Annotated in this window: 27 protein-coding genes; 9 read left to right on the top strand and 18 right to left on the bottom strand. The window is 56.9% G+C overall.

Going from position 1 to position 25,626, the window contains the following annotated elements; translation table 11 throughout:
• Positions 1-302: 302 nt before the first annotated feature.
• From gspF to gspG, 7 genes are read right to left on the bottom strand one after another with little or no spacing between them, the layout of a single operon-like run.
• Positions 303-1,514 (bottom strand): type II secretion system inner membrane protein GspF, encoded by a 1,212-nt coding sequence (gene gspF / locus AWU82_RS05915; protein ID WP_064381212.1) that lies wholly within the window; start codon positions 1,512-1,514, stop codon positions 303-305.
• Positions 1,514-2,920, bottom strand: coding sequence for a type II secretion system ATPase GspE (gene gspE / locus AWU82_RS05910; protein WP_064381210.1), 1,407 nt, complete (start codon positions 2,918-2,920; stop codon positions 1,514-1,516). The genes gspF and gspE overlap by 1 nt, the downstream gene beginning before the upstream one ends.
• Entirely contained in the window at positions 2,917-5,268 is a 2,352-nt protein-coding gene (gene gspD, locus AWU82_RS05905; RefSeq protein WP_064381206.1) for a type II secretion system secretin GspD, read from the bottom strand. The genes gspE and gspD overlap by 4 nt, the downstream gene beginning before the upstream one ends.
• Positions 5,265-5,810 carry a type II secretion system protein M gene (locus AWU82_RS05900; protein WP_064381204.1) on the bottom strand — a complete coding sequence of 182 codons (546 nt, stop codon included), beginning with the start codon at positions 5,808-5,810 and terminating at the stop codon, positions 5,265-5,267. The genes gspD and AWU82_RS05900 overlap by 4 nt, the downstream gene beginning before the upstream one ends.
• On the bottom strand, positions 5,803-6,948 hold the full coding sequence (gene gspL / locus AWU82_RS05895; RefSeq protein WP_064381202.1) for a type II secretion system protein GspL: 1,146 nt from the start codon (positions 6,946-6,948) through the stop codon (positions 5,803-5,805). Before gspL ends, AWU82_RS05900 begins: the two co-directional genes overlap by 8 nt.
• Positions 6,945-7,898 carry a type II secretion system minor pseudopilin GspK gene (gspK, locus tag AWU82_RS05890; RefSeq protein ID WP_064381201.1) on the bottom strand — a complete coding sequence of 318 codons (954 nt, stop codon included), beginning with the start codon at positions 7,896-7,898 and terminating at the stop codon, positions 6,945-6,947. The genes gspL and gspK overlap by 4 nt, the downstream gene beginning before the upstream one ends.
• A gap of 8 nt (positions 7,899-7,906) precedes the next feature.
• Complete coding sequence (gene gspG / locus AWU82_RS05885; RefSeq protein ID WP_025109838.1) at positions 7,907-8,365, bottom strand: type II secretion system major pseudopilin GspG; 459 nt, start codon at positions 8,363-8,365, stop codon at positions 7,907-7,909.
• A 146-nt stretch (positions 8,366-8,511) separates the two neighbouring features.
• On the opposite strand from gspG, the gene gspI reads away from it, so the two are divergent.
• Entirely contained in the window at positions 8,512-8,892 is a 381-nt protein-coding gene (gene gspI, locus AWU82_RS05880) for a type II secretion system minor pseudopilin GspI (RefSeq protein ID WP_064381198.1), read from the top strand.
• Between the two features lie 102 nt (positions 8,893-8,994).
• Here gspI and AWU82_RS05875 read toward each other — a convergent pair whose 3' ends face one another.
• Positions 8,995-9,288, bottom strand: a complete 294-nt coding sequence (locus AWU82_RS05875; RefSeq protein WP_084776952.1) for a hypothetical protein — start codon at positions 9,286-9,288, stop codon at positions 8,995-8,997.
• A 557-nt stretch (positions 9,289-9,845) separates the two neighbouring features.
• Here AWU82_RS05875 and AWU82_RS05870 point away from each other — a divergent pair.
• On the top strand, positions 9,846-10,208 hold the full coding sequence (locus tag AWU82_RS05870) for a DUF6124 family protein (RefSeq protein ID WP_064381197.1): 363 nt from the start codon (positions 9,846-9,848) through the stop codon (positions 10,206-10,208).
• Positions 10,209-10,452: 244 nt separating this feature from the next.
• Here AWU82_RS05870 and AWU82_RS05865 read toward each other — a convergent pair whose 3' ends face one another.
• The 6 genes from AWU82_RS05865 to AWU82_RS05840 form a co-directional block, all read right to left on the bottom strand.
• Positions 10,453-11,313, bottom strand: coding sequence for a hypothetical protein (locus AWU82_RS05865; RefSeq protein ID WP_190241566.1), 861 nt, complete (start codon positions 11,311-11,313; stop codon positions 10,453-10,455).
• Between the two features lie 53 nt (positions 11,314-11,366).
• The gene (locus tag AWU82_RS05860; RefSeq protein WP_190241565.1) at positions 11,367-12,365 is read right to left on the bottom strand and encodes a putative phage abortive infection protein; all 999 of its coding nucleotides are present in this window, start codon (positions 12,363-12,365) and stop codon (positions 11,367-11,369) included.
• A gap of 164 nt (positions 12,366-12,529) precedes the next feature.
• Complete coding sequence (locus AWU82_RS05855) at positions 12,530-13,855, bottom strand: PIN domain-containing protein (protein WP_190241564.1); 1,326 nt, start codon at positions 13,853-13,855, stop codon at positions 12,530-12,532.
• A 99-nt stretch (positions 13,856-13,954) separates the two neighbouring features.
• A complete protein-coding gene (locus AWU82_RS05850; protein ID WP_190241563.1) occupies positions 13,955-14,590 on the bottom strand; it encodes a hypothetical protein in 636 nt (211 codons plus the stop codon).
• An 89-nt stretch (positions 14,591-14,679) separates the two neighbouring features.
• Entirely contained in the window at positions 14,680-15,333 is a 654-nt protein-coding gene (locus AWU82_RS05845) for a hypothetical protein (protein ID WP_190241562.1), read from the bottom strand.
• Positions 15,334-15,391: 58 nt separating this feature from the next.
• The gene (locus AWU82_RS05840) at positions 15,392-15,823 is read right to left on the bottom strand and encodes a type II secretion system protein N (protein ID WP_064381190.1); all 432 of its coding nucleotides are present in this window, start codon (positions 15,821-15,823) and stop codon (positions 15,392-15,394) included.
• A 133-nt stretch (positions 15,824-15,956) separates the two neighbouring features.
• On the opposite strand from AWU82_RS05840, the gene gspH reads away from it, so the two are divergent.
• Together gspH and AWU82_RS05830 are read left to right on the top strand one after the other, a co-directional pair.
• Complete coding sequence (gene gspH / locus AWU82_RS05835) at positions 15,957-16,409, top strand: type II secretion system minor pseudopilin GspH (RefSeq protein ID WP_011334577.1); 453 nt, start codon at positions 15,957-15,959, stop codon at positions 16,407-16,409.
• Positions 16,406-17,014 (top strand): type II secretion system protein GspJ, encoded by a 609-nt coding sequence (locus tag AWU82_RS05830; protein ID WP_064381189.1) that lies wholly within the window; start codon positions 16,406-16,408, stop codon positions 17,012-17,014. The genes gspH and AWU82_RS05830 overlap by 4 nt, the downstream gene beginning before the upstream one ends.
• A gap of 140 nt (positions 17,015-17,154) precedes the next feature.
• On the opposite strand, the gene AWU82_RS05825 is transcribed toward AWU82_RS05830, so the two are convergent.
• From AWU82_RS05825 to AWU82_RS05815, 3 genes are read right to left on the bottom strand one after another with little or no spacing between them, the layout of a single operon-like run.
• On the bottom strand, positions 17,155-18,093 hold the full coding sequence (locus tag AWU82_RS05825; RefSeq protein WP_064381186.1) for a FecR family protein: 939 nt from the start codon (positions 18,091-18,093) through the stop codon (positions 17,155-17,157).
• Between the two features lie 33 nt (positions 18,094-18,126).
• Positions 18,127-18,678, bottom strand: coding sequence for an RNA polymerase sigma factor (locus tag AWU82_RS05820; protein ID WP_011334580.1), 552 nt, complete (start codon positions 18,676-18,678; stop codon positions 18,127-18,129).
• Complete coding sequence (locus tag AWU82_RS05815) at positions 18,675-19,349, bottom strand: STN domain-containing protein (protein WP_064381184.1); 675 nt, start codon at positions 19,347-19,349, stop codon at positions 18,675-18,677. Before AWU82_RS05815 ends, AWU82_RS05820 begins: the two co-directional genes overlap by 4 nt.
• A 195-nt stretch (positions 19,350-19,544) precedes the next feature.
• Between AWU82_RS05815 and AWU82_RS05810 the strand changes: the two genes are divergently transcribed.
• From AWU82_RS05810 to AWU82_RS29325, 3 genes are all read left to right on the top strand, one after another.
• Positions 19,545-19,859: a hypothetical protein gene (locus AWU82_RS05810; RefSeq protein WP_064381183.1), complete on the top strand. Its 315-nt coding sequence runs from the start codon at positions 19,545-19,547 to the stop codon at positions 19,857-19,859.
• Positions 19,860-21,870: 2,011 nt separating this feature from the next.
• Positions 21,871-22,032, top strand: a complete 162-nt coding sequence (locus AWU82_RS29145) for a hypothetical protein (protein WP_223290678.1) — start codon at positions 21,871-21,873, stop codon at positions 22,030-22,032.
• Between the two features lie 172 nt (positions 22,033-22,204).
• On the top strand, positions 22,205-22,339 hold the full coding sequence (locus AWU82_RS29325; RefSeq protein ID WP_257791466.1) for a hypothetical protein: 135 nt from the start codon (positions 22,205-22,207) through the stop codon (positions 22,337-22,339).
• An 84-nt stretch (positions 22,340-22,423) separates the two neighbouring features.
• Here AWU82_RS29325 and AWU82_RS29140 read toward each other — a convergent pair whose 3' ends face one another.
• Positions 22,424-22,630: a hypothetical protein gene (locus tag AWU82_RS29140; RefSeq protein WP_223290677.1), complete on the bottom strand. Its 207-nt coding sequence runs from the start codon at positions 22,628-22,630 to the stop codon at positions 22,424-22,426.
• A 277-nt stretch (positions 22,631-22,907) separates the two neighbouring features.
• Here AWU82_RS29140 and AWU82_RS05800 point away from each other — a divergent pair, with 277 nt between their 5' ends.
• On the top strand, positions 22,908-23,222 hold the full coding sequence (locus AWU82_RS05800) for a hypothetical protein (protein ID WP_190241561.1): 315 nt from the start codon (positions 22,908-22,910) through the stop codon (positions 23,220-23,222).
• Between the two features lie 1,237 nt (positions 23,223-24,459).
• Positions 24,460-24,717, top strand: a complete 258-nt coding sequence (locus tag AWU82_RS05795; protein ID WP_190241560.1) for a hypothetical protein — start codon at positions 24,460-24,462, stop codon at positions 24,715-24,717.
• Positions 24,718-25,626 lie beyond the last annotated feature (909 nt).

The following is a 25,626-nucleotide window of genomic DNA, read 5'->3' as shown; positions in this document are numbered from 1 at the left end:
TTCAGGGTTATGCGGAGTGTCTACGGCAAGCTTTTCGGGGGAATCGGCCACAGCCCTTGAAGGGCCGTTGCAGATGACAGAAAGGAGAACCCGAGGATGGCTGGATCGAGGCTCGGGTGATGGAGAATCCTTTGCAAAAATGCTGAATTATTTATTGCTCTGACTGGCCCTATCGCTGGCAAGCCAGCTCCCACAGTGGTCGGTGTTGTTAATGCAATTTTCTTCCCAACACAAAAATCTGTGGGAGCTGGCTTGCCAGCGATAGCGCCCGCACAGACAACATCCAACCAACAGACACACTACTACTGCACCAACTGGTTGATCTCAATGATCGGCAACAGCACCGCCATCACAATCACCAACACCACCCCGCCCATCACCACAATCATCAGCGGCTCAAGCAGTGCCGTCATACCCATCGCCCGGCGCTCGATATCGCGGGACAGGGTTTGCGCCGCACGTTCCAGCATCGGCGGCAGCGCACCGGTTTTTTCGCCGCTGGCGATCAGGTGAATCAGCACCAGCGGGAACACGTTCTCCACTTTCAGCGCGGCCGCAAGGTTGACACCCTCTCGCACCTTGGCGGTGGCCTCATTGACGCTCAGGCTCAGACGATCATTCGACAAGGTCTGCCGTGCCGCCTCCAACGCGCGCAACAACGGTACCCCGGCGCCGCCGAGAATCGCCAGCGTCGAGGCGAACCGTGCAGTGTTCAGCCCCAGCACAAAGCGCCCGATCAGCGGCAGCTTCAGTACCCGATGATGCCAGCTCAAGCGTGCCGCCGGATTGCGCAGATACAGACGCCAGCTCCAGAACGCACCGGCCATGACGCCCGCGCACAACCAGCCCCAAGCGCGGATGAAATCACTGGCATTGAGCATCGCCAGCGTCAGCCCCGGCAGATCCTGCCGCGCCTGGGAAAACGCGCTGACCACCTGCGGCACCACATAACTCAGCAGGAAAATCACAATGCCGATCGACACCAGCCCGACCACGCCCGGATAGATGAACGCGGTAAGAATCTTGCCGCGCAGGTTGTTGCGCTCTTCGATGTAATCCGCCAGCCGCTCCATCACCTGCGCCAGATCGCCGGACTCCTCGCCCGCCGCGATCAGCGCCCGGTAAATCTCCGGAAAATCCCGTGGCCGCGCCGCCAGCGCTTCGGCCAGGCGCATACCGCTGCGTACGTCTGCGCGAACGGCGCTGAGGGTGTGGGCGATGTGCTTTTTCTCGGCCTGCTCGACCGTGGCGCTCAACGCAGCTTCCAGCGGCAGACTGGCGCCGAGCAGGCTCGACAGCTGGCGGGTGGCCCACGCCAGATCGTTATCCGAGAGCCTGGCGCTGAACAATCCACCGCCGCCATGCTGGGAGACATTGCTTTCCTTCTCCACCGACAACGCCGTCAAACCCCGACCGCGCAACACGCCAAACGCCGCGCCCTGACTCTCCGCTTCCAAATGCCCGGACTCGATCTTGCCGCTGGCATCGGCGGCCTCAAAACGATAGCGATTCATCAGGCGTCCCGTGTCACACGAAGGATTTCTTCCGGCGCCGTGGCACCGCTGCGAATCCAGCGCTCGCCGTCCTCGCGCAGGCTGAACATCCCGGCCTTGCTCGCCGCCGCACGCAACGCCTGCTCCCCTGCGCCTTGGTGAATCAGGGTGCGGATGTCGTCATCGATGCAGAACAATTCATGAATGCCGGTCCGGCCGCTGTACCCGGTGTGATTGCACGCCGCACAACCGACCGGGCGCCAGGTGCCGGGCGTCGCCGGGTCTTCCTGTTTGCACTGATTGCACAGCCGCCGCACCAAGCGCTGGGCCAGAACGCCGAGCATCGACGAGGCCAGCAGAAACGGCTCGACGCCCATGTCGACCAAGCGGTTGACTGCCGACACCGCGTCGTTGGTGTGCAGAGTCGCGAGCACCAAGTGACCGGTCAGCGAAGCCTGCACCGCGATCTGCGCGGTCTCGAGGTCGCGGATCTCACCGATCATGATGATGTCCGGGTCCTGCCGCAGAATCGCCCGCAACGCCAGGGCGAAAGTCATGTCGATTTTGGCGTTGACCTGAATCTGGCTGATGCCCGGCAGGTCGTATTCCACCGGGTCTTCCACAGTGAGGATGTTGCTGGTGCTCGCATCCAGTCGTGCCAGCGCTGCATACAGACTGGTGGTCTTGCCGCTACCGGTCGGGCCGGTGACCAGCACGATGCCGTGGGGCTGGCGGATCAGGTGATCGAGTTTGGCCAGCACCTGCGCGTCCATGCCCAGGGTTTCCAGTTGCAGGCGCCCGGCCTGCTTGTCCAGCAGACGCATCACCACCCGCTCGCCATGACCGGTGGGCACGGTTGAGACACGAATGTCGATCGGCCGCCCCGCTACGCGCAACGCAATGCGGCCGTCCTGCGGCAGGCGTTTTTCGGCGATATCGAGCTGCGCCATGATCTTGATCCGCGACACCAGCGCACCGTGCAATGCCTTGCGCGGCGAGACCACGTCGCGCAGGGTGCCATCGACCCGGTAGCGCACCACCGAATGGGTTTCGAACGGTTCGATGTGAATGTCGCTGGCCTCGTCCCGCGCCGCTTGGGTGAGCAACGCGTTAATCATGCGGATCACCGGCGCGCCGTCCTGGGTGTCGAGCAGGTCGGTGATTTCCGGCATGTCCTGCATCAGGCGGTCGAGGTCGACTTCGTTTTCCGCCGCGCCAACCACCGCCGCCGCGCTGCCGGTGTCGGCGTAGGCCGTGGCGAGCAAGCCGTCGAGTTCGTCATCGCGCACCCGCTCAAGCCTGGCCGCGCCGAACTGCCGCCGCACCTCGCTGATCGACCAGCCCGGCGTCGACGGGCACACCGTCAGCACGCCGTCGCGCAGCAGAATCCGCTGCGCCTTGGCCCAGGCGTAAGGCAATGCGCTCATTGCAGCGGCACCGCTTTGATCGTCGCGCGCGGGCCGGACACCGGTGCTGGCACGCCTTGGGCAGTGGCCGGCAATTGCGGCGCCTGCATGTCCGGCATCGCCCAGCTGCGCTCCGGTTGCAGACCGCCCTGAGCGCGGCGCATGAAGTCGTAACGGTTCAGCGTGATGCTGCGCCCCGCCGCGCTGTCGCGGATGATGTACGGGCGCAGGAACACCATCAGGTTGGTCTTGGTGATCGAGCGGCGTTCGTTGCGAAACAGCGCGCCCAGCCCCGGAATGTTCGAGAGCCACGGCACCGCGTCATTGCTCTGGCTGTAGCCGTCCTGCAGCAGACCACCGAGCACCATGATCTGCCCGTCATCGAGCAGGATGCTGGTGTCGAGCGCGCGTTTGCTGGTGACGATCCCCGCCGAATTGGCCGCCGCCGAGGCGCGTTCGTCGATGCTGCTGACTTCCTGATAGATGTCGAGCTTGACCGTGCCGCCCTCGGAAATCTGCGGACGTACGTTGAGCTTCAAACCGACCTCTTCACGGGTCACGGTCTGGAACGGGTTGTTGCTGGTGCCCCCGCCGCCGGTGACGTAACTGCCGCTGACAAACGGGATGGTCTGGCCGACGAAAATGCTCGCCGCTTCGTTGTCCAGGGTCAGCAGGTTCGGCGTCGACAGCACGTTGGTGCCGCCCTTGCTCTTCAGGGCCCGGGCCAGCACTTTCAGGTCGAGAATCTTGCCGATCCCGGGAATATCGACGGTGCCGTTGACGTAGCCGAGGTTCAGGCCTTGCGGCAGCACATCGAGGCTGGTCTTGCCGTTGACGTTGATCCCCGAGCCGCCGAGGTTGGCGCCGCCGATCACGCCTTTGCCGCCGAGGTTGCCGGTCTGCCATTGCACGCCGAATTCGCTGGCGTCGTCCTCGCCGACTTCGACGATCAGGCTTTCGATCACCACTTGGGCACGGCGCTGGTCGAGCAGGTCGATGACTTCGCGCAGGTTGCGATACAGCGGTTCCGGCGCGGAAATCAGCAAGGTATTGGTGGTCGCGTCCGCCTGAATGGTCACACCGCCAGCGCTGAAGGCGACGTTCTGTTCGCTGCTTTGCGCATTACTGCTGCCGCTGGTGGCGCTGCTGCCCTGGGCGTAACTGCCACCGGTGCTGCCGTTGTTGGTGGTCGAGGTGCTGCCGTTGCTTTGCGCACCGCTCTGGCCGTTCTGCCCACCGCCCGAGTTGGTGGAGCTGCCCATGTTGCTGAGCACCGAGCGCGCATTGTCGCTGGTGCCGCTGTCGCTCTCGCCGGTCAATAAACCGCGCAGGGCCTGGGCCAGTTTGCCGGCCTGAGCGTTGCGCAGATACACCACGTGCAGATTGCTCGGGTTGCTCTGGGCGTTGTCGAGTTTGTAGATCAGGTTGCGCGCCAGCTCCGTACGCTCGGGGCTGCCGGCGCGGATGATGATGGTGTTGGAACGCGGGTCGCCGATCACCGCGATTTTCTGCGTTGGATCGTTGCCCGGTGCGTCGAGCAGGTCGGCGACCATTGGCGCGATGTCGGCGGCGATGCCGTTCTGAATCTGCACCACATCGGTGTCGATGGCGCTCGGCGTGTCGATGCCCTGAATCAATTGCGCGACCCGCGTCAGGTTTTCGGCGTAGTCGGTGACGACGATGGTGTTGTTGCCCGGATAGGCGTTGATCGGGTTGTTCGGCGAGACGATCGGGCGCAGCACCGGAATCAGGTTCACCGCATTCTCGTATTGCAGGCGGAACGTGCGAGTGAGCATGCCATTGCCGGCCGGTTTGTCGGCGCTGTAGATCGGCCCGCCGAGCAGTTTGGCGTCGGCCTCCGGCACCACCTGCGCCACACCGCCGACATCGACCACGCTGAAACCCTGCATGCGCAGCGCCGCCAGCAACATGTCGTAGGCCTGATGCGCCGGCACCTGCCCTTCGGAGACCAGCGTCAGGTTGCCCTTGACCCGTGGATCGACCAGAAACTGCTGGCCGGTGGAACGCGACAACGCCCGCACCACCGCTTGAATATCGGCATCGACGAAATTCAGCGTCACCGGTTGATCGCCCAACGGATTGGCCGGCAACGTCGTGCCCCGCGCCGAACCGCCGCTGCGGGCGCGTTCGGTGATGTTGTGCAATTGCTTCGGCGCCGGTTTTACCTGGGCCTGCGCCCGCTCGCGGTCGAGCACCGCGTCGCCGCTGCGCTGGGTGTTGGCCAGCGGCCGGCCGAGTTCGCTGTCCACCAGCAGCGGCGGTTGATTCGGTGGCGTGGTGTTGCTGCACGCGCTCAATGCCATCAACAGCATCGGCAACGCCATGCGTTTGGATCCTGACCCCTTCATGAAGCTTCCTTAGCGCCCAGCGCCTGATCCATGCGTACGGTGCCCGACAGAGTGCCGGCGGTGTCATCGGTCGCGACGGCGTCTGCGCGTTGCAGACGGGCTTCGACCACTTGCAGTGAAAAATTCCGCGGTTGGCTCAGCAGCCAGTCGAGCACCGCGTCGGCCGGTGCCGCGTCGAAGGTCAACTGCCAGCTGGCGGACGCGGCCGCCAATTGGTAGTGGCCGCCCAGTCCGCTGGCCTGCAAGGTCTGTTGCAGCGACTGCTCCAGGTTCTGCCCGTCGGGGCGCACGCTGACGTCGCGCAACAGCACTTCCAGCGCTTCGGCCTGGGCGCGCAGTTTCGGGGTTTCGACTTGCGAGGCGGCGATCTTCTTCAGCGGCGGCTGAATCAACGCCACCCACACAAACAGCCCCAGCAACAGCGCCGCCATGCCGCCAACCATGCGTTTTTCCCGCAACGCCAACGGCTGCCAACGGGCCTGCAACTGAGCGTTGAAGTGCTGCCAGCCGGCGCGGAATTTCGCAAGCGATGGGCTATTCATCTTCGGCTCCGCTGCTGTCGTCGTTGTCGGTGGCGGCGGTCGCCTCGCCGGCCGGGCGCAGGACCCAGCCGTCGTCATTCGGGCTGATGCTGATGCCGGCCTGGGCCAGCGTGCCTTGCCAATCCTTGTCGTTGCCCGAACGCCGGGCCTCGGGCAGCAAGCTCAATTGCAACGCACCGTCGACAAACTCCAGCCGCTGCACCGCACCGGCCATGGACGGCATGCCGCTGCCGGCCTGCGACACCAGCCGCGTGAAATCCTGCCCCGGCGCATCCACCGCGCCTTGCTGGCGCGCCGCGATTTGCTGACGGGCCTGTTGCAGCGGATTGAGGATCACCGGCAACTCGGGGAACGCCTGCTTCACCCGCTGCGCCATCTGCGCCTTGAGCTGCTGGCCCTGCCCGGCCTCGCGGGCGGCGTACAGGTTCAAACCGATCACCCACACCGCCAGCGCCAGCGCACAACAACCAAGCGCCCTGCCCCAGCCGCGATATTCGGTGCCCGGTTGCTGGAGGCCGCCGTGCAGGCCCCAGTTCGGCAACGGGCCGGCGAGTTGCTGTATGTCGGCCAACGTCGATTGCACCGCCTCAGGCGCGCCGTCACCGATCCAGTGCGCCGGCAGACCGGTTTCCAGCAGCCACGCTTCGTCGATCATCGGCTGCACCTGCGCCGCATTCGGGCCGTGGCGCAGCAACAGATGCTCGTCGTGCAGGCAACCGACGCCGCCCGCCATCACCGGCAAACTGTAGGCCGCCGGGTACAGGCCTTTAATGTTCAAACCGAATTGCCCGAGGTGCTGCAAATCCTTGCGGGCCACCCAGGCAATCTGCACCTGGCCGCTTTCATTGCGGGCACTGTGGGCGATGTGCATCTCGGCGCTGTCACCGAGCATCAAGGCCTGCGCCGCACATTGCACCGCCGCAGCAGTTTTGTTCGCGGGGAGCGGCGGCAGATCAATGCTCGCCAGCAGGCTGTCCGACGGGTGCAGAAAACACACCAACGGTTGCTTCGGCAGCGCGCCGAGCCGCATGCGTTCCTGGCGAACAACCTGCCCCTGACGATCCAGCCACACACACTCCACTTCACTGTCGAGACTCAGCTCCGCCAGCGGCGGCAGACTCACGCGCAACTGGCTCATACGCCCACCCGCGACCAGATCACTTGCGGCAAACGATCCTGACTGCGATGCAACAACGCATCGAGGCTCACTCGTCGCTGATCGCGCCGCGCCTGCCCACGCAGCCGAAACCAGTCGCTGGTGATACCGACCTTGACGCTGGTGATCTCCAATTGCGGCAGTCGCAGACGGTTGACGAAATCCCCGCGATTGATAAACCAGCGCCCGGCGTCACGCTCATTGATCAACGCCTGCGCCCGCTCCAGCGACAGCCCCGGCACATAAGCCGCCAGTACCGGCGCCGTGGCCGTGTTGCCGTTGAGCCAGGTGGTCGCCGGAATCACCGTCAGGTACGGCGCGAGCTTCGCCAACAGCGCATCGTTGACCCCGTCGACACTGCGCAAATCGTCCAGCGTGCGCAGCATCGGCAAGGTCGGCGATTGCGGTTTGCGCGACGCGGACGGCGACGTGGCGCGCCCGCTGTCGAACGTATTTTTCGCCACAGGCTTGTCCACCACTTGGGCATTCAACAGGTGCGGATAAGAGCCGATCACCCGCTGACTGATGCGCCGGCTCAAGCCGATGCTGACTCCAATCAACTCGCACAAACGCTCGAACGCCTGCACCTGCGCGTCATCGATCCGCTCGTTGGCCACCAGATTGCGCAGGTTGAACTTGCCCTGCTCGTCCTCCAGCCGCCCCTCGAAACCCTGGGTGTTCAACCGCTGCGCCCAGGGTTGATCGAGTCGGGTCAGCGGATCACGCTGCCGCGCATCCCACAACAATTGCCGGCTGATCTCCAACCCACCGTGCAACACCCAACGGCCTTGCACGCGCAGTTGTTCGGCCTCCAGCGCACGGGTCGAAACGCTCTGGCGCGTCAGCATGCCGGCAGCGATCACCGCAACCACCGCCGCAATCAGCAGCGCACTGATGATCGCCATCCCCTGCTGTTTCGATTGGCTGTTCATGACCGGCCTTACAACTGCCAGGAACCGATGTCGGCATTCACGCCGTCGCCGTCAGGCTGGCCGTCGGCGCCGAGGGAAAAGATGTCGATCTCGCCGTTGGCACCGGGATTGAGGTACTGATAAGGACGACCCCACGGGTCATTCGGCAGACGCTCCAGGTACGAGCGCCAGTTGCTGTTCTTCGCATCGGCCGGCCGCTCCACCAGCACCTTCAGGCCCTGACTCTGGCTCGGGTAAGTGCCGTGGTCGAGGCGATACAGCTTCAGCGCCTGCATCAACCCGCCAATGTCCTGCTTCGCCGCCGTGGCCCGCGCCTGATCCGGCCGGTCGAGCACCTTGGGCACCACCATCGCCGCCAGAATCCCGAGAATCACCACCACCACCATGATCTCGATCAGCGTGAAACCCTGCTGCCCACGGGGCATCCGGCTCGGTCGATTGGGCTGTTTGAATTGCGCGATATCCATCTCGTCATTCCCTGGCTTGATTCGATTCGACGCGCAGTGTTGCAAGAAGATATGTCAGGGATGTTGAAAATCCTCGGGTGTTTTCGTCGTCAAGCCGTCAAGCACGGGCGTTAGCGTCAAGGGCTGCCCGACTGCCCGAGCCCCCGATGCGCACCCCCTCCCCGCAAGCCGGATTCACCCTGATTGAAGTGCTCGTCGCGCTGGCGATCATCGCCGTCGCCATGTCCGCTGCTGTGCGGGTGGCGGGGTTGATGACGCAGAGCAGCGGGATATTGCGGGATCGCTCGATTGCGATGATTGCGGCGCAGAGTCGGATGGCGGAATTGCGGTTGGAGGGGCGGTTGCCGATGGGGGTTAAGGCAATGGAGTGTGATCAGGGGCGGTTGTTGTTGCGGTGTGAGCAGGTGATTGGGGGGGCTGAGATTGGGCGGTTGTTGAAAGTGGGGGTGCAGGTTTTTGATCGCAGCAAGGAGGCGCCGGCGCTGGCGCGGATTGAAACGTTGCTCAGTCGCCCGGAAACCCCATAGCTCGGGCCTGCTCAAACGCCAGGCCCGAGGGGAGAGATCGGGATCCTTGAGAACTTCGCGCCTGAAATCTCCCGATCGTCACTTAACCATTGAATCTTTTCTCTACTTTTCAACCACAGTGAATGTTCTGGGAGCTGACACAGATCCGCCAGCTAAGGCGGTGATGCTGTGCACGCTCACGGCCAGCCCTTTTATGAGCATTTGCCAATTCCCTGTTACGTCGGTAGCGACATTACCTTTCGAGATTGTTCCATCACGCACTTCAACTGTTGTCCCTGGTTCCGCGAGACCTGCGACTGTCACACGGGTATCAGGGGTCACTCCGCCTTCATGTACTTCACCCTTGGAATCCTTGATAGAAACGATCGCGGTGGCATTGGACTTGGATGTAGACATGTCAGTAACTCCGTTTCGTGGGTTTGGTTTGACGGAGTGATTCAATCGAGGATCGCAGGAAGCGTCACCTGTCAGATCTGACAGGTATTCGGATGTTTACGACCAACGGTCATTTCTCTTGTATTGGTTTTTCACCCTTCTCGATCACTGGCTGCCTCCCTCTACCGCACGAACGGACGCTGAGCCGATAGCCTGTTTAACCGATTTTTTGAATGCTGTTTAAAGACACCCATCGTTACTTCCTCAAGGCTACAACGCCTTGCGTCATTGCCTACGACTACGCCAGAATCCGCCGGCTTGTGCGTCTAGTGCGCGGGTCTTATCGTTCCATGGTCACTGAAAACCAGTGATCGGGTTTGGTAGCCCGCACATGAGAGTTGCACAGCATCACCATTCGCGGCGTCGTTTCGTCTCGGCTTTATGGTGGTCATGCACAGGGCACCTTCGGGTGCGCCGGGTTCCTCATGTGCCGGTCTACCAACCTGAGCATGGCCGCCACCTTCGTTTGGTAGCGAAATTGGATGGCCTCCCTTTTTGAAGCATGAGGAGTTACATCTATGATCAAACCAACACCAAACCCACCAGAAACCGACCCAGTTTCCCCCTACCAATTCCCCGACTCCCGAACCCTCAACGAAGCCGCCGAACGCGCCCTCGACCACTACCTCACCCCGCAACAACGCATCATGGGCAGCCACACCAAACACGACCCCATGTTCCTGGCCAACCCCGCCTACAACAGCGAATCCCTGTTGGCCAACGCCTGCGAATCGCTCAGCTCCGCCAGCGAAATGCTCAGCAACTTCGCCGCAATCCTGGAGCCTGCGCACCGCAAGACTGCGCTGGGAATTGCGCAGGTGGTTATGGTTGCGGGGCTGGCGGTGAATCAGGCGTTGGATCATGTTGAGGTGAAGGCGTAAGCGGCTGAGCGCTGTAGATCAATAGCTGGAAAGAAAATGGCCGAGGTTGTCAGTCGTAATTGACAGCCTCGGCCAAATGAAGAGCTCTATTTTAAAAGGATTTCGATGTCGTCCTAGGTTTTCAGGTTTGTCGATTCGTAGCCAACACTTGCAGTAATAAATATCTCTCGCTCCTCCGCCAGACAGTTTACTACTGATACAAAGGGGTCGATTTACTTAAAGGTAAGCACCGCCTTCTGAGGGTTTACTTAAGTACTTTGTCACCTCTAATTAGAGCGGGAGATGAGACACTAAGATTCGCAACGGCGGTCGCAAAACGCCCGACATCGGACTCAAGGTAACTTCGTAAATAATGGGATGTCACAAAATCAACAAGATAGTCACCTTTTAGAATATCCGAATCTAAATTACGCACAAATGTAATCCTGCCTCGCTCCGTTAAAGTTTTCTCCTCACCATCTAGAGTAAGTGACATCAAGTTATCGCGCAGCACCACCACAGGAAAAACCAACCATACAACACGCCAATCGCCCGTATTATTTAAACCAAGGGATTTAAGACGCATATCCAAAGCTTTAACCATTGGAAGAAATATCGAGTCATAAATTCCGTCATGATTAGCAACCCAGTCGCTTCCTTTTCTTACGACTTTCGAGAACTGGGTAGCCTTGTTCGGGGATTGAAAATAGTAGTGAGATGAAGCAAGCCCTAAATGACTGAACGCAGGCACTTCTCTAAAGGAGTTAGGACCAATATTTTCTCGATAAAACCTACAAGGAAAAATGTACTCTTTGGGACGAAGCGTGACCAATTCACGTTTATTCTTAGGGCGTTCTAAAAAAACAAAAGGACAACTGGAGTCTTTACATTCAACTAGAAGCTCTGCAAAAACTTGGATTTTCCTTTCCTCATCATGAAGAAAAGTTTTCACCGCACGAAGGTCGATCTCCCGAGATTTCTTCGTATCCAGGTCCAAATAGGGCCAAGATGTTTCAACATGAAACCCCTCCTCTTCCAGAGCGGTCGCAACTTCTTGCTCAAAGAGAAATCCGGACTTATTTAACGCTGCGATTATTTGTTCATTTGTAGGACGATTAGCAGCCATATCCTTCTCACACCCAAAATTGAATTATAACTATATACGCCACTCCACTTTACTCATACAAACCTTACCCCATCAACGCCCCGTTTTTTTTGACGACGTTGAGCAGCTCGCTTCCGCGCAGCTCTAAAACGATCACTTGAAAAAAGCCGATCAGAATTAAATTCTTTTTGGACCAAACGCACCTCCCATAAAAGCTCAAAGCTCTTAAAATGGCTCGGAGGAATGCTTGACGAAGAAAAGCGTTCTCGGAAGGACGGCGACTTTGAAATAATAGAGCGCAATCTTTTGTAGTTCGGATTCAGAAAAGCTTGATAAAACAGATACTTCACCTCATAGATAGTAAACTGAGAAGACAATATATTAAGATAGTGCTCCTGCCTTTCTGGCGAAAAGCAATCATCCTCAACCAAAGACAAAATTGTGTTCAACGTCTCGGTATATCTTGTTTGTCGAAAGAAGATTGCACTACTAATTTTATAGAGTAAATATATGTAATCTTCCTGATCATCCCCCTCAGGATTAAAGGGAAAAATCAACATACGGTGCGCGGCACAAGCCTCATCAAATTTCTGCTGAAGAACACTAAGCGCATCAATTCCATAAATTCGTTCACCTACTGCCGCCTCCGATCTTATTGATAGATGACTTAGATTTTCTTTATAAAGCGTAAGAAGGCGATAAAACGACTCTTCAAACTGTTGCTGCTGAAAAGTTCTGCTCTGAAGCTTTATTTCAGTGCGAGTTTCGGAAAGCTCCATTCTTGTAAGCTTTATATCCTCGCGCTGTAGGAAAATCGTGACAAGTAGTCCAGCGAAACCAAGACCCGTGAACAAGCTATTTAACGCGCCAAAACTATCTCCAAAAGTTCCAGCCTTCGCTATTGAATACTCTTCAATTGGCCAGGTCTTTAAAATCAAAACCAGAGCATACGAAAGAACAGAAACCAGTATCACGCCAAAACAAACCAAAGCAACATTTCGCATATGCAAACTTGGTGGAGAGCTTGGACTATCAAAATCTTCTTTGTAAAAAAAATTACTAAATTTTTTCATTTCTGCACCTTGACCAACGAAGCCTTATTAACTATTTTCTATAGCATGACCAAAATATTCTCGGAAAATAAACCAGTCTCCTTTCTAACCAACACCGGTTAGTTGCCTCCCCCCCATGACCGCCTTATTTAGCAACCACTTATCAAAAGTAAGATTATTTAATCCTACGGGGCGTACACCGTAACTCCAGGAGCAAATGTTCGATAAATAAAGGTGACACCATCCTCATCAGAATCGCGAGTGTCATCTTTAATCTCTATTATTTTAGCAGCCAATATGCTTCCGTCGAAATTTTTAACTAGAAAAACCTCTGCCACCCCTACAGCGTATACTCGCGAACTACTGTCAAAAGAGTCAAACACTAAAACCTCATCCCTAGACACATGTTTCACTCGAGCTACTTTTGTTCCAGGAACTGCATACACATAAATTCTTTCATCACTTGCCTTGCTGAACTGCAACTTAAAGCTTGCCTTATCTGCCACCTTGATTGACAGTTCGCCATTACACGTCGAATAGTCAAACTCAACAATATTCTCGTAATAGTTCAGTCTTAACGTCTCATTGGTAGAAACTGAGGATTCGGCATCCTTCACTGCCGCTACTACGTCCTTCTCTACACCTTCACGGCTGAGCAGCTCACCTAAACTTAATAATTCGAGGCTTCTTCCATCAGTCTCTCTGCGGTATTCATCAATTAATTCAGGCCTGAGGTAAATCCCCTTATTATTGCTCCTTACACGCCAGTCAGCTTTTTCCTCACCTGTCACAAATATGAGATTTTGCTTTTTTTTCTTGCCAATTTCAATAATGCTAAGCCAAATTAAAAAGTCCCCAATACCCGAATCTGCTTTGCCTGCATCCTTATATCCAGGTGGAATTTTAGATGCTACTCGCTCTTTCCATTTTCTCTCTACCTCGCCTCGTTCAAAAGCTGGATCAACTACGGCGTCACCCACAAAAATTTCGCGATAGGCCGAACTCACAGGGTCATTCCCGCGCCATGCCTTCATGGTCTTTACTAAACTGCGCAATGACTCTGAGTATTCATTATTTGCTTGGCGAATTTTTTTTATTGCGTTTAGAGCAGGGGCCGCCTCTTGGAGATCATCAAAAAAATCAGGTAAATTAATCATCCCGTTATTTACACCATTGGCTTTGGCTTCAACATCTTTCAAAATATCTGAAATTTTGCGATCCCGATTTGATATATACTCCCGAAGCACTCGCCCAGGCACAAACAACCTTTTTGCTTTAGCTAATTTAGCAAACGTCGATTTAATTGCTCCAAATTGTCTACCGCCCATTACAAATGGCAGCAGCAGCGCATTGGTGTCTAGTACAACCAACTCATTTTTATCATGCGCATGAAGTACAGACGATTGAAGCAAGTGAGTCAAGTCTGGGAATGCTTCTTCAAGCGCCCAAATAGTTGGCGAAATATGACCTTTCTCTGTAGCGGCCACCTTTGGTTTTGTACCATTCGTCATTCAACTTGCACTCTTGAGAATTATAACAATTTGATCGGAAAACCTTGTACTTAAGAAATATCCACTCGCCCTTATTGAGTTTATCTTCCGAACCACCGACTAGATTTTTATGGCACGCAAAACTTCATTAAAGGCAATTAATCTGTCTGAATACTTCCGCTCCTCATTATCAGTTCTCTTTCCGTCGGTCAAGTCTGCGGAATATCCGCGAATACTCGTCGGGGCACATGTAGAATCGGCGCGCTGAAAATGAAACACGCCAATACCCTGGAACGAATACTTTTCGCTATCTTTGTCACAATTGTAAGTGTATGTCAGGAGTCCGGAAACTGCGTCTATATTCTCTGAGACTGAGTTCCATAATGCGTATGATTCACCAAATTCATTGAAAGCTTGCCCTCGGATTTTTAATTTCGAAAGAGACTGCTCGAAATGTTCTACCGTACGAATTGTCTCTCCACTAGCAGACTTGAAGCTTCCGACCCAAGTGCCCCCAAGGTAGTGCGCGCCAAGCAACCAGCGCTTTACCCAGTTCCAACGCTTTGCTAAGCCAACAACTAGCGCCGCAAGGGCCCTGTAAATCCCGACAGTGGAGAAAATGATCACCACCGGTTTGATGTATTGATTTAGCTCAGGTGAAAAAGTCAGGCGCGGAACAACTAAATCAATAACATAAAACATGAAAATCACGGTTGCGACTGTTACATATGAGTGAAACTTATGTTCTGGAGTCATCGAAAAACCCAATAGAAAATGATCGCAAGCTATTTTTCAGAACGAGACAGAAAACGCAGCTCTCTACCTTTATCGCCTCTTTTTTTGTTTTATATTATCTTTTTATCGTTCTTCACGATGATAAGTGGCACATGTTTTTCCTGATCTTTGACTAAAGCTTCACCCCTCATGATTTTCATGCAACTGCGTAACGCGTCAAATGCAAAAAAACCACAGCCTGGGATTGTAACCAACGCCAGCAGCATGAATTTCGGACCAAGATTAAAGGGTGCCGCAAGCAGAAGGGGGGACATTGCCAACAGGGATGCCAAGATGTAAATAAGAAGATAAAATGATTTCCTCCAGACTCTAGAAAAACGATTCTGGTACTTTGACCTAAACTCAATCCTATGAACCTTTTTATTTAACTCTACGTACCGCCTTGAAAGCGCGTAATCGCTCAAAGACTTGTTAGGATTAGAGAGTGAAATAAGGTACTTAATATCGGAAACCTGAATAGAAGAGGTTCCCGCCAAGGCGTAGTAGCCTCGTTCAACAGCAAGGTGATGAGGTGGTACTTCTTCATCTAGATCGGCGAGAAATTCTTTCGCAAATTTATACTCTTCCCTCAGTTTCAACTTACTGCTGGAGGAAAGTTCATAGAAGATTTTTGCTACACCGATCATCGCGCCAATAGCCATGATGATTTTTACGATCGTTCCTATTTCCATAAGGTATTTCATCCATTGAGTTACGACGGTCAAGAGATTTTCAACGGTATGACATTAAATGGCTACTATTTTTTTGTGCAGACCTCACTGATCACGGCCTAACCAACCTAGGCATCTCCACCCCCTCCCCCAACCTCTCCACCTCCAACCTCACCCTCTCCCCACCCTGCTCAATTACCACCCCATCCCCCTCCACCGCGACCAACTTCACCCCAGGACTCACCCGTTCCCCCTGCAAAAAACTCCTCGGCGGCCCGTCATTGAGGCTGAGTATCGCCACCGCCCCGCGACTCCCCGCCATCACCCCACTCACCTTGATCTCCACCGGCGCCGTGCGGTTTGAAAACCACTGCAATGCCGGGTTATCGCTGCGCGCCGCGAGCAGTTGCGGGGTGGCCGCCGGGGTGTGGGATTCGGCGGTGGTCAGGAGCAGGGATGACCAGGTGGCGATGCCGACCAGGGCGGCCAGCAGTGCGGCGGCCTGGATGAGTTGGGGGGGTGAAAAGCGTGCGGTGTATCTCATGGGCTGAATCTCCTTTTAGTCCCGGTGACCAGACTACGCGGCAATTCTCACGGTTTTATTTCACACGCCTTACATGTTGGCCGTGCAGGATGGTTTTTTGGGAGAGGGCTGGACGCAAGGGAGTGCGCATTCGATGAACCGGTGCAGACAGCAGGGTTTTACGCTGATCGAGTTGATGGTGGTGCTGGTGATCATCGGTATCGCCAGTGCGGCGATCAGTTTGAGTATCAAGCCCGATCCGTTGCAGTTGCTGCGCAAGGACGCCGAGCGCGTGGCGCAGTTGCTGCAGATTGCCCAGGCTGAGGCTCGCGCGGATGGTCGGCCGATTGCGTGGTTGAGCGATGGCAAGGGGTTTCGGTTCAGTCGGCGCAGTGACAGTGGCAAGGGTTTTGATCATTTCGATCGGGACCCGCAGTTGCGGCCGCGTCCCTGGCAGAGTCCGAAGCTGGAGGTGCGGGTCGAGCCGAAGCAGAAAGTGGTGCTGAACGCGGAGTGGATCAATCCGCCGCTACAGTTGACGCTGTCTGACGGGCTCAATCGGTTGAGTGTGCTGCGCGATGCTTCGGGCCGGATTAGCGTGCAATGAACAGACAACACGGTTTTACGCTGATCGAGGTGATGGTCGCGATTCTGTTGATGGCGGTGGTCAGTCTGATTGCCTGGAAGGGGCTGGACAGTGTCACCCGCGCCGACAGCCATTTGCAGGCCAGTGGTGAGCAGAGTGACAGTCTGCTGCGGGCGTTGAATCAGATGCAGCGAGACGTGGAGATGCGCGCGGGGGTCGAGCTTACGGAGCCGAAGAAGGTCGGCACTGAGGATGAACCGGCGACGGCACCGCCTGTGCTTACGGTGCGCAGCAGTGACAGCAAGGGGTTTCGGCTGGACATCATTCGGAGCGCGGCGGATCAGCCGGGGGCTTTGCAGCGGGTGCGCTGGTGGCTCAAGGGGGACACGTTGTATCGCGCGGTGGCGCCGGCGCGCAGTCGCTATCCGTTGCCTGCGCCGACTGCGGGGGTGGCGGTGTTGGGTGAGGTGAGTGATTTGCAGGTGCGGGTTTGGGAGATGGATAAGGGGTGGCGGCAGTTGAGTGGAAATCGGCGGGAGGATCCGTTGGGGTTGGAGGTGCGGTTGACTCGGGAGACGGCGCAGGGGGTGGAGAAGTATCGGCAAGTCATGGGACCGTTGCAGTAAGTCCTGCCTCCTCAAAAACCTGTGGGAGCTGGCTTGCCAGCGATGGGGCCTGCACATCCAACATTTCATTGCCTGACATACCGCTATCGCTGGCAAGCCAGCTCCCACAGGGTTTTAGGGTGTTTGTGGGTGTTGTGTAGTTAGCTGAGGACGACTACGCCGCCCGGTAGCTCGGTGCATTTGACGCCGTAGGCGTCACGGATCAATGCGCCTACGCCGGCCAGTTGATCGAGGGAGAACCGCGCCTGTACGCGGCGTTGGCCGAGTTCGCGGTTGAGCAGCAGCAACATGCCTGGGCGGTAGCGGTTGATCTCGTCGATCATCTGGCTCAGGGTCGCGCCGTTGAACACCAGCACCTGCTGACGCCAGTTCATCACCGCTGCGGTGTCGACGCTTTGCACGGTGCCGACCTGTTGCGCGTCATAGGTCAATTGCTGCCCCGGTTCCAGTCGCAGGCTGCGGCCTTCAACTTCCACTTCTACTGCGCCATCGAGGCACGTCACGCACACCTGCTGATCAATGTTGCGCAGGTTGAACCGCGCCCTGCTCGCCCGCAGCCAGCCGCCACCGGCCTGCATCGCCATCGGCAGTCGTGCGGTCTGCACTTCGACTTCGCCGCTGACCAGTTCAAAGCCTTGCACGCCCTCATCCACCGAACGCTGGTTGATACGGGTCTGGGTGTTCAGTTCCAGGCTCAGGCCATCGGCCGGTTCGACGCGACGTTGCTGGCCGACTTCGGTGATGTAATCAGCGCCAAGCCCGGAGAACCCGCCCGGAATCGTGCCGCGCACCAGCAGGAACGCGGCCGACGCGGCAATCGCGCCGCCGAGAAAGGCCCGGCGTCCAAACCGTCGTGTCGCTTGCGTCGCTTCCGCCGCTGGTTGCAGCAGGTGCCACAACGCCTTGCACTCTTCAAACGCGCGGGCGTGTTCGGGGCTTTGGGCGCACCACTGGCGCAGCGCTCGGGCGTCGGCGACCGTGGCGCGGCCGGAGGTCAGCAGGATCAGCCAGTCGCGGGCTTCGCTTTGCAGACGCTCGGCAGGCGTGGGCTCGGCAGGTGTCAGACGGAAGATGTTCAAACGCGCAGGTACTCGACGGGTTGATCGGGAGCTTCATTCACTAGACGGTTTTCCGGCCCCGCGACCGAACCGCTGAAACACTTTTCTTTCCAGTTTGGCCGCGCAGTGTCCGAGGGCAGCCTTGATTTCCTTCTCGACCATGCGCGTGGAGATGCCGAAACGCTGGGAGATTTCCAGGTGCGGCGCTTCTTCCAGCCGTGCGGCGATGAAGATCCGGCGCCGCCGGGCCGGCAGTTCGTAGAGGGCGCTGAGCAGAGACTGGATTTCCTTCTGGCCGCCGACCACGCGCATCGGGTCCAGCGCTTCGTCGCTGACTTGCAGCAGTTCTTCGACTTCGCTGCCGGTGAGCAGCCGCGCATCGGCCTGACGGCGGTCGGCGGCGATGTTCAGGGCCATGCGATAGAGGTAGGCGTTGGGCCGCAGCAGGTTCGGCGGCGCTTCCATGCGGTCGACCCGCAGGTAGGTTTCGTGCAGCACGTCGTTGGCCAGGTCCTCCGAGCCGAGACGGCGTCGCAGGCGCACCCGAAAGTCCTCGTAGGACGTCAGGAACAGCTGGACCATCGAACTTTGTCCGGCGTCTTTCATCCCCCGGAAACTCCTTCCCATTGTGTGCATTCCATGCGCTTTCCTGACGATTCGGGTAACAACAGCAACGTGACTGGCTGGCGCAATGCGCCGGGTGTGGGCCGGTCGATCTTGAGCGTGTGAAAACTGTCTACCAGCGCGGCATCGCGCCGAACATCGCCGGTCGAGGTGACCAACCGGTTGTGCTGCACCACGCCGTCGCGGCCGATCCACAGCTGCAACACCGCGCGAAAACTGCCGGGCCGGGTCAGCGGCGAGCGGCACAGGTTGCGCTCGATGGCCGCCTGCACCGCCGTGGCGTAGCTGCGGTTGACCGCTGCGCTGGCGGGGGTCGGTTTCTCCGCCGGCATTGGCACGTCCTCGACCTGCGCCACTTGCAAGGTGAACGCGTCGTCGCGGCTGTACTTGGCCATCAAGCCGCTGCCGCCGAGCATCCGGCGCAACGCTTCGGCAGCGGTGAATTCACCGTCCACCGCCAATGAGCGTCGACCGCGACTCAACTGACTGTCGACCAGCACCGCCATGCCGGTGGCGCGGCTGAACTGTTCAAGGGCGCGGGCCAGTTCCTGGGCCGGGATGTGCAGCGTCATGCGCATCGTCGCCGGCATCGGGTCGGCGCTGGCGCGGCTCAGAAACAAGCCAAGCAGCAGCCCCAGACAGAGCTGGCGCATGAGCGCTGAGCGCACAACATCCTCCCTGGCACGGCCTCGCTGCACGGCTGATGTATCCCTGAAAACCGTCATCCTGAGGGCTGTTTATGAATCTGGTGTGACGGCCACTGCAAAAAAACCATCACGGGATCGGCGCCACCGTTGCACTAGACTCCTGAGCTAGAGCGGCCCCTTCGGGCCGGCCAGGAGGCAGGCATGAAATCAGTCTGGAAAGTTGCCCTCGGCGGGTTGCTGCTGACGGTGTTTAGCGCTGCACATGCGGAGCAGCCGCTGGGCTGTGTCGAGGTGACGGTGGGGGGCTACAAGGCGCCGAATTACGACTGCCTGAGCCAGCAGATGGGCAACAACCCCGACGGCGCGGCGGCTGCGCAGAAGAATCAGGAAGCGATGAATGTGCCGATCAACAAGCGTCCGCCGAATCAGGTGGGGCTGGCGACACCGGCGGCCACCAGTACGCGGATGGGCAACACGTTTGGCACGTCGGTGAAACCGCAGCGGCCGCCGAACTAGCTTTGATCGTTCCCACGCTCCTGCGTGGGAATGCAGCCCGTGACGCTCTGCGTCACTGGACGCGGAGCGTCCCCAGAGGCATTCCCACGCAGAGCGTGGGAACGATCAAAACCACAGCCACCGAACCACTTTTACCTGATCGTTCCCACGCTACTGCGTGGGAATGCAGCCCGTGACGCTCTGCGTCACTGGACGCGGAGCGTCCCTAGAGGCATTCCCACGCAGAGCGTGGGAATGCAGCAAATGACGCTCAGCGTCACTGAACGCACTGTGTACCTAGAGGCATTCCCACGCGAATGCGTGGGAATGCAGCCGTGACGCGCCGCGTCACGTGGAAGCGATCAACGGCTCCTGAGGCATTCCCTCGCAGAGCGTGGCGAATGCTCACCGTCACGCGATTCCAGCTGTTAATGGTCGCGGAGCGGCCATAGTCAGGCATTCACCACGTCCGTCTCGTGGGAACTGTTCCACGCGCCGGCTCGTAAACAGCGTCAGGCAACCGGCTCGTCAGCAAGCAGCGTGACGGAATCGGGCCAAAGCTCACCGCCACCCGATTCCAGCTGGTTGATGAAGTCGCTGTCGCGCCAGACTGCGAGGGCCTACAAGTGCCGATCTCGTCTCAACTGTTCCCGCCCCTGCTGGTAAACATCGTCAGGCATCCGGCGGTCCGCCAGAAGCGTGACAGCCGTTGAGTTGCGAGGCCAGCGCCGATCGTTCGAGCAGGTTGAAGAAGCCGCGGTTCGATGCTCAGACTGCGATGGCGTACAAGCGCCGATCCGTCTCACCTGCAAGCAGCGCTTTCATCGAATGCTTGTCGGTGATGAACGCTGTAGTAATTCAGTTGCGAGGACATGGATCGGGACTCAGGTGCAGCAGAAGAGTGATTTCATGCTAAGCGCTGCTTGGGCAACGCTTACAGCCCCAATTCATCGATTTAATGGCTGTCCACTGATGCAATGTAATAATCAACATGTCTGTGGGACATGGATGGCCAGCGATCGGGCAATCACATGCAACATAGATGTCAGCAGTCACACCGCTATCGTTGGGCAACGTTACAGCTCCCACAGGGCCCTATGAAAATTTGGCAGATTACTGATTCAAGTAAAACAACATTTCTGTCGATACTGCATTCGCCAGTAATCGGGCAAGCACATTCAACATAGATCGCAGCAGACACATCGCTATCGAACTGGCATGTCAGTTATCACAGGGCCCTATGCCAATTTGGCCGGTCAGTTGTACTACGCAACTGCGCGGCGATATTGAATTCGGGAGTAATCTGGCCGCCAGCACGCAATTGCCGCCCAGCCCCTTGCTCGCTATGCAACTGCATGTCGTAATCAATCGCCGCAAGGATCATGGCCGATCACTTGTACCAGCAACTCACCGACGACAATTGAATCACCGGCGTCATCGCCAAAGGCACTTACGTCAACTGCGCGCTCGACGCCGCTTGCTGCGCAAAGCAAATGCCGATCTCGCGAAATGACCAGTTCCGACACTGATGCGCAGCTCACCTAGCGAGAATTTCCTCACCGGTGTTCATGCGGCATACGACACTTAAGGCTTCGCTGCGCTATGACGTCAGTGGCAGCGCAAACAGCAAGGGCCAGTTTCCCCAGGATGACTGGCGCAGCTGCGTCTCCAACGTGATGCGACAGATGGCCCATTCTAAAGGTGTTCCTACAGCATGCCGGAAGCTCTGACGGTTCGCTGCGCTATGACGTCATCGCCCGCGCACATCACGTTTTCAAGGGCCAGTGTACTGTCAGGATGACTGACATCGTGGTGTGCTACCACGCGCTACAGGCAGATGGACCTGATTACCAAAGTGCTGATACAGCCTGCCGGAAGGCCTGCTGGCGATGCGAAGATCCCAGCGACCCGCACAGCGCGGTTGCTCGTGGCGTGAACTCTCAGGACGACGACATCGTCGGTGTGCAACTGGATGCGCAACAGATTCAGCTCGACCGGATTACCCGAGGGCTGATCCGCCCCGGCAGTCTACGTGACGATGGAACATCCAGGCTACCCGCTGGCGCATGCTGATGTTCGGCACGCACGGCGCGAAGCTGTGCTCGCGCGGGCCCATGAACTGCGCAAGAGCATCATCGAGGTCGACTATGACAGCGAATTCCGCTACGAGGGCAGCCCGACTGATCTACGCTGACACAAGCTCGCATCAGTTCCCGCTAGGCATCGCCGATGAGTCAGGCACCGTCGCGAAAACTTTGCTCGCCCGAGCTCATGAACTCGGTTACGCGATCATCATCGACGACGATTATCGACAGCGATGATCCGCGACAAGGGCAGCTCGACTGATTCGCTGCATAAGCTCCATCATGCGCGCTATCGGCGCCTACGTCGGCAACTTCATCGAAGAACCCTGTCTGCTCAAGCACATCCGCCGCGGTTACACCATTTATGCCGCAGGCGATTCGCGAAGCGGTGATCCTGGCGCGCATGCAGCTCACTGATCTGCATGCCTCCATCGCTGCCGCAATGGCCGCTGGCCAACTTCAGCGCCGAAGGTTGTCTCATCAAGCTCTTCTGCAAGCTCCCTATCCATTTATGCCCAGCGCCGTGAGCGAATCCTGGCAAAAATGGTCGAAGTCGACCTGTACGCCATCGATGGCTTCTAGGACCAGTAGCCACCAAGAACCGGGTTGTACTTGGCGGTGTTCGGCACCATCGAGTCCCTGGACATCGATTTCCCGCTGGTGATCGAACTGCGCAAAATTCGGCAACAGGTCGTGGCTGTACGCCATCGATGGCTTCTATTACCAGTAACCCCCAAGATGCGGGATGTACTTGGTGTTTCGGCGCCATCGAGACGCTAGACTGCGACATCGCGTTAGACCGCAATGAGCAACATTCGTCCAACAGGATTCTGGAGTGTGAGCATTGGCCTACGAACTGATTAACAGCCGTATTGGTGATGGCTGATGCCGGCCGATCGGAGGAGCTGGCCTAGCAGTTGCACAAGATCGTTGATACCTCAATGAGCAGAATTCGTCCGGCCTGCGATTCAGAAATGGTCGACCAATGTCCAACGAAGTGATCAACCACCGCTACACGGTGCAGCGCTGCCGCTGGCAGATCGGAGGAGCGGCGCATGCAGGTGCAGTTCAATCGTCCGAAAGCCCTGCGCGTAATCGACCGGATCGACAGTCCTACATGGTCAATAGCGTGCATTGCAACTCTGTTCCAATCGTTGGACGGTCTGACGCCATCGCTGGCAAGCCGAAGCGCCCATACAGGCGTATTTCATTCACAAAGCAAATCAACGACTTCATAAACCTGATCGACAGTTGGCTGGCCAGCGATAGCGTGGATTTCAATGCGTTGACAATCCTTTAGACTTACTCACCCAATCGTCTCGAACATTGCCAGTTTCAATAACCCGTGTATCGTGAACTAATCTAATGAACGACTCAAAAACTTATCCGAGCTGACTTACCAGCAATGGCCTGCATTTGATTGCCGCTCAAATCCCCCAGATCTGGCCCTCACCATCAAAGCTTCCCGAACATTGGCCCTTGGCACCGATACCCCGGCCCAGAAAATCTACGTCCTGCAGGACCAGATGCTCAAAAACGTATCCAGCTAATAAGCCATGATAATCCTGAACTTGATTACAAACCCGCTCAGTCGCTCGAGCCCTCACAATCAGCGATTCGGCACTGGCCCATGGCATACGATGCTCCGTACGAGAAAATCGTGGTCCTGCAGGTCAAGATGCTGAAAAACCGATCACTGACAAAAAAGGCCAGGACTGATACGAAGTCGATTACAATTCCGACCAGTCCTCGATCGCCAAAAATCACAGCAAGAGCAACGCCATGGCCTACGTTGCTCGTAGGCATGATCCTTTCCCAGGTCAAGCATGTGCTACCGATCACTTTCAAAAAAGGATAGTACTGGTAAGAGCCAGCCAGTTCCGAGCATTTAAGCTCGAAAATTGTTAGCATGTGCAAGCCGGTTTGATTGCTCGTGGCAATTAATCATGAACGCTTACAGCCAATAAGAGCTAGTGCATGATACTCATTCAAACAATTGTTAGGTTGTTTTACCAGTCATAAATAAAAGGCGGTAATTGTCTGAGTTGCGACTGTTGTAGGTCTCGAGGTAATTAATCTAGACACGCTTACTGACTTTAAGACTGAAGTTGCTTCACAGGAGATTCAGCCAATTGTAACGTTGTCTTTGCCAGTACCTTGGCGATAGTAGTTTGAGGCGTCTGTCCGCCGGTTCTATTTAATCAACGCTCCGAAACCGCTGTCTTCTCTCGACTGAAGTTACTTCACCCGAGACTCACTAGGAAACTTGCAGTTGCCACTACCTTGGTGATATCAGTGGTACCGGTGTCTCGCTGGGTCTCTTCCTACAGCTCCGAAAGCACTTTCCTCTATCGACACTATATTCACCCAACTACTAGGACGCAACACCGCCACCCAGGTGTAAAGTGGTCCAGATGTCTCGCTGGTGTAGTCGATCTACGACGCCTAAGTCACTCACGTCGAAACCGGACATGACGGTGGATTGGCTGAAAGCCTAGCTGCAACGCCAATTCGGCTCGGTAACGGTGTATCCGGACATGCAGAGCCTGCTGGTGCAGCCAATCCACGATGCCTACGTCGCCATTGTCGAAACCGCACATGCCAGTGGATTACCTCGAACAGTCTCGAACTGCAACGCCAATGTGAGCGCGGATGTTGATGTATCCGGAAATGCAGACTATATCGGGACGGCCAATCCGGATCTGATGGCAATTGTCGTCACGCACAGTCTGGTGAGGACTTCAAGCAGTTCGGAGGACATTATGGCGGATATGAATCAGCAACAGGATGTTTAGGTTCGGAAGTTGCAGAAGTTTATCCAGTCGGCGAAAGAATTTGAGGCAAAAGAGTTGACGCAGGTCATGGGTCGATGCTTCATACGTTACAAACACATTACTTGCAGTGATTAATAAGACATCAGCGATGGTCAAGTTCGAATCGTTGCAACGAAGTTTCAACAGGTATCGCGAACACTGGAATATTGCTGACCAGGCTGGCTGGTCATGTGATAGATGCTTGATACTAAACAACACAAATAACTTGCAGTCAAAAATAGCACCTGCATCGCTCAATGCAAGGGCGTTTTCATTGCAACGGCTACTCAAACAGGTATCAAGATCACTGCAATATTTGTCGCAGCTGGCTTAACTGCCATAGAGCCAGATCAAACAACACAAATCCTTGCAGCTCAAAATTAGCCACCGCATATCATAATGTAGTCGGTGCTGTTGCAGGCAACGGATTTTCACCAGCATGGCGCAAGCTCAGCAGTTGCCGCAGCATGGCATCATTCTGCTTCATCGCTCAGTGCCAGACGGCGTTCAACGTCGCGATTCACCACCACATACTTGCAGTACGGCGATGCTGATCGCGGCACGGATTGCTACCAGTCGATGGCGTCGCCGAACGCTTCGAGGGCCAGGGCCTGCCAGTTCTGCTTCATCCAGCAAGGCGCTGATCGGCGTAATGTACCACGTCCGATGTCCACCGCGCTGCCCACGGCGAAGTACGCCGATGGTCACTTCGGCGCGTTCCTGGCCAGTCGACGTCGGCGCGCTTCGATGAGCGGGCCAGCAGCCTGTAGAGGTGGGTAGTCAACCGCCACCAGACGCTGATCTGCGAAATGTACCAGGTGATATCCAGCGCGCGACATACGCCTGATAGTACGCCTTGGCCACTTTGCGCTGGATTCTCGCCGCTCAGCA

Origin of the sequence: Pseudomonas glycinae, assembly GCF_001594225.2 — a bacterium.
Lineage (GTDB): Bacteria > Pseudomonadota > Gammaproteobacteria > Pseudomonadales > Pseudomonadaceae > Aquipseudomonas > Aquipseudomonas glycinae.
Note: the sequence above shows the minus strand (reverse complement) of the source record. Positions and strands in the feature narration are given on the sequence as shown.

Excerpts from the sequence above, each read along its gene's own strand:
- AWU82_RS05800 (WP_190241561.1), top strand. The coding sequence starts at position 22,908 with ATGTCCAACGAAGTGATCAACCACCGCTACACGGTGCAGCGCTGCCGC.
- AWU82_RS05795 (WP_190241560.1), top strand. The coding sequence starts at position 24,460 with ATGCAGAGCCTGCTGGTGCAGCCAATCCACGATGCCTACGTCGCCATT.
- AWU82_RS05840 (WP_064381190.1), bottom strand. The coding sequence starts at position 15,823 with ATGAGATACACCGCACGCTTTTCACCCCCCCAACTCATCCAGGCCGCC.
- AWU82_RS05875 (WP_084776952.1), bottom strand. The coding sequence starts at position 9,288 with ATGTCTACATCCAAGTCCAATGCCACCGCGATCGTTTCTATCAAGGAT.
- AWU82_RS05815 (WP_064381184.1), bottom strand. The coding sequence starts at position 19,349 with ATGCGCCAGCTCTGTCTGGGGCTGCTGCTTGGCTTGTTTCTGAGCCGC.
- gspE (WP_064381210.1), bottom strand. The coding sequence starts at position 2,920 with ATGAGCGCATTGCCTTACGCCTGGGCCAAGGCGCAGCGGATTCTGCTG.
- AWU82_RS05820 (WP_011334580.1), bottom strand. The coding sequence starts at position 18,678 with ATGAAAGACGCCGGACAAAGTTCGATGGTCCAGCTGTTCCTGACGTCC.
- gspK (WP_064381201.1), bottom strand. The coding sequence starts at position 7,898 with ATGAACAGCCAATCGAAACAGCAGGGGATGGCGATCATCAGTGCGCTG.
- AWU82_RS29140 (WP_223290677.1), bottom strand. The coding sequence starts at position 22,630 with ATGGCGTACAGCCACGACCTGTTGCCGAATTTTGCGCAGTTCGATCAC.
- AWU82_RS05810 (WP_064381183.1), top strand. The coding sequence starts at position 19,545 with ATGAAATCAGTCTGGAAAGTTGCCCTCGGCGGGTTGCTGCTGACGGTG.
- AWU82_RS05900 (WP_064381204.1), bottom strand. The coding sequence starts at position 5,810 with ATGAATAGCCCATCGCTTGCGAAATTCCGCGCCGGCTGGCAGCACTTC.
- gspG (WP_025109838.1), bottom strand. The coding sequence starts at position 8,365 with ATGGATATCGCGCAATTCAAACAGCCCAATCGACCGAGCCGGATGCCC.
- AWU82_RS05850 (WP_190241563.1), bottom strand. The coding sequence starts at position 14,590 with ATGACTCCAGAACATAAGTTTCACTCATATGTAACAGTCGCAACCGTG.
- gspI (WP_064381198.1), top strand. The coding sequence starts at position 8,512 with ATGCGCACCCCCTCCCCGCAAGCCGGATTCACCCTGATTGAAGTGCTC.
- gspD (WP_064381206.1), bottom strand. The coding sequence starts at position 5,268 with ATGAAGGGGTCAGGATCCAAACGCATGGCGTTGCCGATGCTGTTGATG.
- AWU82_RS05865 (WP_190241566.1), bottom strand. The coding sequence starts at position 11,313 with ATGGCTGCTAATCGTCCTACAAATGAACAAATAATCGCAGCGTTAAAT.
- gspL (WP_064381202.1), bottom strand. The coding sequence starts at position 6,948 with ATGAGCCAGTTGCGCGTGAGTCTGCCGCCGCTGGCGGAGCTGAGTCTC.
- AWU82_RS05870 (WP_064381197.1), top strand. The coding sequence starts at position 9,846 with ATGATCAAACCAACACCAAACCCACCAGAAACCGACCCAGTTTCCCCC.
- AWU82_RS05830 (WP_064381189.1), top strand. The coding sequence starts at position 16,406 with ATGAACAGACAACACGGTTTTACGCTGATCGAGGTGATGGTCGCGATT.
- AWU82_RS05860 (WP_190241565.1), bottom strand. The coding sequence starts at position 12,365 with ATGAAAAAATTTAGTAATTTTTTTTACAAAGAAGATTTTGATAGTCCA.
- AWU82_RS29325 (WP_257791466.1), top strand. The coding sequence starts at position 22,205 with ATGCGCGCTATCGGCGCCTACGTCGGCAACTTCATCGAAGAACCCTGT.
- AWU82_RS05855 (WP_190241564.1), bottom strand. The coding sequence starts at position 13,855 with ATGACGAATGGTACAAAACCAAAGGTGGCCGCTACAGAGAAAGGTCAT.
- gspF (WP_064381212.1), bottom strand. The coding sequence starts at position 1,514 with ATGAATCGCTATCGTTTTGAGGCCGCCGATGCCAGCGGCAAGATCGAG.
- gspH (WP_011334577.1), top strand. The coding sequence starts at position 15,957 with ATGAACCGGTGCAGACAGCAGGGTTTTACGCTGATCGAGTTGATGGTG.